The organism is Flammeovirga aprica JL-4 (genome assembly GCF_012844305.1).
Lineage (GTDB): Bacteria > Bacteroidota > Bacteroidia > Cytophagales > Flammeovirgaceae > Flammeovirga > Flammeovirga aprica.
Window position 1 is genome coordinate 1 of record NZ_JABANE010000208.1, and the last position, 6,059, is coordinate 6,059.

The 6,059-nt window shown below is 34.5% G+C and carries 5 protein-coding genes; 2 read left to right on the forward strand and 3 right to left on the reverse strand.

From position 1 onward, the window contains the following. Positions 1-452: 452 nt before the first annotated feature. Positions 453-1,742 (forward strand): group II intron reverse transcriptase/maturase, encoded by a 1,290-nt coding sequence (gene ltrA / locus HHU12_RS32780; protein WP_169660952.1) that lies wholly within the window; start codon positions 453-455, stop codon positions 1,740-1,742. A gap of 73 nt (positions 1,743-1,815) precedes the next feature. Here ltrA and HHU12_RS32785 read toward each other — a convergent pair whose 3' ends face one another. From HHU12_RS32785 to HHU12_RS32795, 3 genes are all read right to left on the reverse strand, one after another. Further along, positions 1,816-2,502, reverse strand: coding sequence for a DUF6896 domain-containing protein (locus tag HHU12_RS32785; protein WP_169660953.1), 687 nt, complete (start codon positions 2,500-2,502; stop codon positions 1,816-1,818). A 75-nt stretch (positions 2,503-2,577) separates the two neighbouring features. Next, positions 2,578-3,669: a hypothetical protein gene (locus HHU12_RS32790; RefSeq protein WP_169660954.1), complete on the reverse strand. Its 1,092-nt coding sequence runs from the start codon at positions 3,667-3,669 to the stop codon at positions 2,578-2,580. A gap of 221 nt (positions 3,670-3,890) precedes the next feature. After that, positions 3,891-5,414 carry a S41 family peptidase gene (locus HHU12_RS32795; RefSeq protein ID WP_169660955.1) on the reverse strand — a complete coding sequence of 508 codons (1,524 nt, stop codon included), beginning with the start codon at positions 5,412-5,414 and terminating at the stop codon, positions 3,891-3,893. A 213-nt stretch (positions 5,415-5,627) separates the two neighbouring features. On the opposite strand from HHU12_RS32795, the gene HHU12_RS32800 reads away from it, so the two are divergent. After that, positions 5,628-6,059 (forward strand): transposase (locus HHU12_RS32800; RefSeq protein WP_169656040.1); only part of this gene is annotated, 432 nt, incomplete at its 3' end.

Consider the following 6,059-nt stretch of genomic DNA (forward strand, 5'->3'; position numbering starts at 1 on the left):
AAGACAAGTCTGAATTTATGGAAATGAAGGTGGCAGATGATCCCGTAGTAGTGATCAAGTCCTTGCCGTTGATCTTCTGGTGACAGAAGCTAGGATAAAACTTGGATGACTCTGTACATGAATGGTGCTTCAGTTACAGAGGCGGTCGCTTTTCAAAAGAAAGTGACTTGTGCGAAGGGGTGAAGTTAGAACCGAAAGTGAAAATGTAAACAGCACTATTGAATAAGTAAAAGTAAAGACAACAGTGGTTGAAATACTGCTGGGAATTTTCAGTGAAGAACGTTCCTCTGTAAGAATGTTCATCGCTTTTAATCCGTACGAGTACTCAGTAAGCGAGTTTTTTTTTTTTTGATAGATTGCCTTGAGCTAGAAACGTCAGAAAATACCGCTGAATCAAGAGTCTACTTCTCCAATAACTGTTCAGATCTTCACTGTAAACCATTTTAATTACCATGCACAAACGGTATAGTTTAATAGACAAAGTCTACAGTATAAAGAATCTTACAGAGGCTTTTAACAAGGTTAAAAGAAACAAAGGATCACGTACTAAAGGAATCGATGGCGTAACGGCCCATAGTTTCCAAGTGGAACTTACTAAAGAACTATGCCTTCTTCACGACGAGTTACGCAGTGGAGAGTATCGTCCTCAACCCGTTCGTCGTACGTTCATTGACAAGCCCGATGGAAGCCAACGCCCGTTGGGTATTCCCTGCTTCCGTGACCGTGTTGTTCAGCAGGCTTTGTGTACTATTTTAGAACCGATCTTTGAGGAAACCTTTCATCCATCCAGCTATGCCTACCTTCCGAATCGTAGTGCCCACCATTCTGTAACGAAGGCTGATCTGTTTATGCGTAAATACGGTCTTAGTCACGTTGTCGACATGGATCTGTCTCAATGTTTTGATCTTTTAGATCATCAAGAAATCATAGACAGTGTTGGGGAGTACGTAAGTGATGGGAAGGTTTTAAGCTTGATAGAGCATTTCCTGAAATCGGGAATTATGCATAAGTCGACATTTATAGAAAGCAGTAAAGGGAGCCCTCAAGGAGGTGTGATTTCCCCTTTGCTCGCCAATATTTATCTGAACCGTTTTGATCAGTCGATGAAATGCCGAGGCATTCGTCTAGTTCGTTATGCAGATGATATCTTATTGTTTGCCCGTACGAAATCAGAAGCGTATTGTCACATGCGCAGTGCAGTATCTTTTCTTGAAGGGAGTTTGAAACTCAGAGTCAATGCGACTAAAACGAGTATCACCCACTTAAGAGACGGACTTCACTATCTTGGATTTCTAATTGATCTCCAAGGCGTACGCGTTAGTCCTAAAAGTATCAAAAGCTTTAAGGATAAGGTGAGAAAACTGACAAGACGTAGTCAAGGTCACTACCCACTTAAAATCTACATTCGAGATTTATCTCAGTTGATGCAAGGTTACTCGATGTATTATCGTTTAGGATTGAGTAAGAGTTTATTTCGTTCTCTTCAGAGCTGGATTCGTCGTCGTCTTCGTATGATGATCATGAAATCTTGGAAAAGCTGGAAAGGACTCTACAAGCAATTACGCCGAATGAACTACAAAGGTACGTACCGTCGCATTAGTTTGCGTCGCTGGCGGAATTCGAATTGTTATTTGATTCACCGTGCATTACCTGATAAGTGGTTTTCGGAGCAAGGGCTATTTGATTTGACGAAGGTAATTACAAATACAATACACCAATTTAGAGATAAGGTTCTAGCATGAGCCGTGTACGAGGTCCGTACGCACGGTTCTGTGAGAGGGATAAATATGGGATAGACGTAGACTTATTCCATATTTACCCTACTTGATTTGTTCTATTTAAAATCAGCTCTTCGAAATCAAAATTTGGTCTATTTATTAAAAAACCTTTCTCTTTAAGAACAGAAGTAACTTTCCTTAAATTTTGACTTTTCCCCTCCAATAATTCAAACTGAGGTTTTAAGGACTCGGTTGTTTCTATAAACCTGTAAAGGAAAAAGTTGTCAATTACTCCATACTCTCTACCATAAATTATTTTAACATCAATATATTGGCCTGTATTTACGTTCTCGAATGCACATTCAGCCCCATGAAAAAAGTAGTTCCATGAGGAATTAATTTGTCCTCTTTGCCTCTTACTTCTATTTCTTTTCAAATCCCAAATTTGAGCAGAATCATTCAAGTCAATTTTAAAAGTACTAGCCATTAATTCCATCATTTGATGAGCTTTTTTATCAAACTCAATGTAGCATTGTAAGAACTCAGTGATGTGGGAAATCACAAATTCAGTTGTTATTGAATCTTCAATTACTAAAAGCTTAGACCAAACAATATAACAGACTAACTTGGTTTCAAATTTTGATTGTAATTGACTTAATGTACTTTCATCCACAAGAACATTTGTAATTGCAATTTGAGAATCCATAGCATCCTCAATCATTTTTTCAAGCTCTTGATATGAAGCTTTTTTGTTTTGAAAGTTTATTGATATTTTTTTGTTCATTCTGTTAAAGGATTGAAAGTAATATATAGTTCGTAGTGATCCTGTCAGTTTAACATGACGAACGGTAGAGACTTGTTACTTTACTTTATGAAAATCCTGTAGTATGTTTAAATAATAAGAATTCTCATCACTTAATTCACCATATAAAACTCCACATTCTAATCTTGATTTAATCAAGTCATCCGTAAAGGAATTTATGAATAAAACATGAATACCGTATGTGACTTCCTTACCGTTATCTAAGGTCATTTTTTCATCTAAAAATAATACATTCCCTTCTTTATTTATTCTCCAATTATATTTTATTTTTCTAAGTGAATCTATTTGAAATGTTAAAACATCATTTTCTATTTCCATGATTAGGTCTCCATCAAATATTACTACTCTGTCATCACCCGAATATAATTCTTTGGTATAACGTTGATACTTTTTATCTAATGAATTATGACTGACCCATTTTCCTTGTAATAAGGAACTATCTAACTTAGATTCTGAAAACTTCCTTTTGTAAGTAATCAATTTTCCATATTCATCGAAAAAAGAAAAAGAGTTATCAGTAACAGAATTTAGTTGATAAATAACATTTCTATATCCAGAATTTGTGGTTAGGTCTACAAAATAATAGAGATATAAGTTTTCATAGAATTCCGCTATTCCCCAATTATTGACAGTCATTGTTTTTGCAGAATCTTCAAGATTGTAATTATATAATAATTCAGATTCTATCATAGTACCATTATCAAAAAACTCTACTTCTTTATCTTGTTTATTGATCCAATTGTATGTTTGTAATATTGTTTTTATTTCTTCCTTAGTTTTGTTTATTTTTATCTTTTTTGCTCTTGAGAAATAAATGAAACCATTATGTTCCTGTAAAATTAAAGAGTCCTTATCTAATTTTTTAATTATTGATTTATCCGATTCAAATAATAAAGTGTCTTCATTTATTGACCAATTATACTTGGTTTCTTTATAACCCAATTGTGATAAGGTTTGTGTACCATTTTTATTAAATTCAATAAGGATAGGTCTTGTAATTGTAAAAAATGAAGAGTCAAAGCTTTCTTGAAGCTTATAATTTAATATCCATTTTTTATTAGGTTTATATAAAAAACGATGAGGATTACAGCTTGATGCTATTATTAAAATCAATATTAATTTTTTCACCTTTATTTGAGTTTAGAAGTTAATTCAGCCGAGATATACATTACAAAAAATGGTAAACAATCATCATGTCATATTATATTTTATTACATCATGGTATTGCCATAATAGTTAAAAAAAATATGCTTAACCGCCTTTAAGTTTGCTTCTCAATTGATTGTTGAAAGACGGATTCAATTTACACTTTACTGTATTACAAATCAAGAACCGATTTCTTTGAAGGATTATTCCTTTTCATTTTCAATCAACATTAACGCCTTCTCCAACTCTTGATCCTTCATGATCAAAAATTCATCGATGGATAGTAAGATTTGATGGTCTGGTAGAGTGCCACGACCAAAAAAGCGTTGTTCTTGGGAGTTCATGACGTAATTGCTTAAAGGAATTTGTACATAAATGTTAGAATTGGGAAGCTTTAATTTTGCAAAATCTCCTCCGTTGCCACCATGATAATCACCACCGGATTCTTCTCCAATAAAGGTTGCTCGTTGATTAAAATGTGTAGCCGATAGAAATTCGGCAGTAGTCGAGGCACTTCTCCCGTTCATTAAGATATATACATTTCCAACAAAATGATCTTTGTTGGGTTGCTGTATCATGAGTCCTTTATTTACCGAAGGTTTTGTGACAAATCGACCGTCAGGTAGTCGATCAACCAAAGGGAGTGTATACTGAAACCAAGCACTGTTTTTATCGGTATTTTCAAAAAGGAATGTAGTATCAGAAATGCCTGTGCTTGAATAAAGGGAATCAAAGTAGGCGGTAGGTTGATCAATCAAGTAAGTGAAAAGCGTTCTGCCGAGAATGTCATTCCCTCCTCCGTTATATCTGACATCAATGATAAGGTTTTGAATACCTTTCTTTTTAAAATCACTGAATGCTTCTGGAATTACAGCATTAAACTTTTCGGAATCATCGAAATTCGTTACCGTTAGTAAACCAATACTATCGGAAATATATTCATAGCGGATCGGTTCTTTTCTATTCAACTTTTCTCTGCCGGAGTAAAAGTCAGTGTACTTTCGGACTTTGGGTTCTTTCTGTGAAATGTACTTTTTGTAATTTCTAGTCCATTGCTTGAACGTGACCGCCTCAAAACGTTTAGTATACTTCAGCCCCTTTTTGTCAGAAAATTCAACTGAAAACTCATCAGGCCTTTCCGTCAAAAGGTAATACCAAATCTGAAAATCAACACCCACTTGCAATCGACTTTGTTTATTGCTCAAAATTCCGCCGTCACTAGGAAAATACGGTAATAATTCATCATGAATAGATTGCATACTTTTACCATTGATACTCAAAATTTCTAGCCCAGGAGGTAAGTTAGCTTCTTTAGAAAAGTCAAATATCATATATGCCCTAACGGGATCGAATTCCCAAAACACTCTCAGAGGGAAGAACTTCCCCTTTTTTTGCATTTTATAAAGCAGGTGGTCGGGAGGAGTAGCTATAGTATGCTGACATTGTACAGAGGCTACGATCTTACTGATCTTTTTATATAGATCCTGTACAGTTAATCCGTCTTGTTGATACTCTTTTTCAAACAGATTATCAAACTCCTCTTTAGAAATATATTGGTAAAGACTCGGATGTATTTTCTCCAATCCTTTTTTCAGTAGTTCCAAATCCTCATTTGCTTGTTGGGTTGTTAGTCCTTTCTTAAAATAGTCATCAAAAGGATGTTGCTGTGCCTTTGCTGTTAAGCATATACTCACTAAAAGAACTAATACCAACCTTATACTTTTCATATCTATACTCTCGGATTAAATAGGATGGTCTAAAGATAGTAAGAAACGTGATCAATCTACTTGAGAAGGGGCATCAATAAGTAGGAGCTAATTATAGTTGTATAAACTTTTTATAGGTATCTAAACTTAGATCGCCCTAAATAGTAAAACGTACTTCTGTTACGGTTAACTGATTTACATTAGTGTAAAAGTAACCAAACAACCAGATGTATTATGATCAATTTTGAAGGTTTTGACGATAGAACATTTTATTCAACATTTCAAAAAGAAGAAGATTGTCTTGAATATTTATCGACACTAAAGTGGAGTGATCATTACAAATGTAGGAAATGTGAACATACAAAATATATGAAAGGTAAAAAGTTGCATTCTAGACGTTGTCAAAAGTGTAAATATGATGAGTCTGTTACAGCTCATACCCTATTTCATAAGCTGAAATTTTCAATTCTAACTGCTTTTGAATTCATATTTAAAGTTAGTTGTGATAAGAAAGGCATGTCCACTTTAACTTTAAGTGAGAAACTGTCCTTGAGTTATCAAAGCTGTTTAAATTTCAGACGTAAAGTACAATATTCTATGCAAAGTAGTTTACAGCATCCTTTGAAGGGGTATGTTGAAGTAGATGAGTTTGCTGTAGGTGGGTAT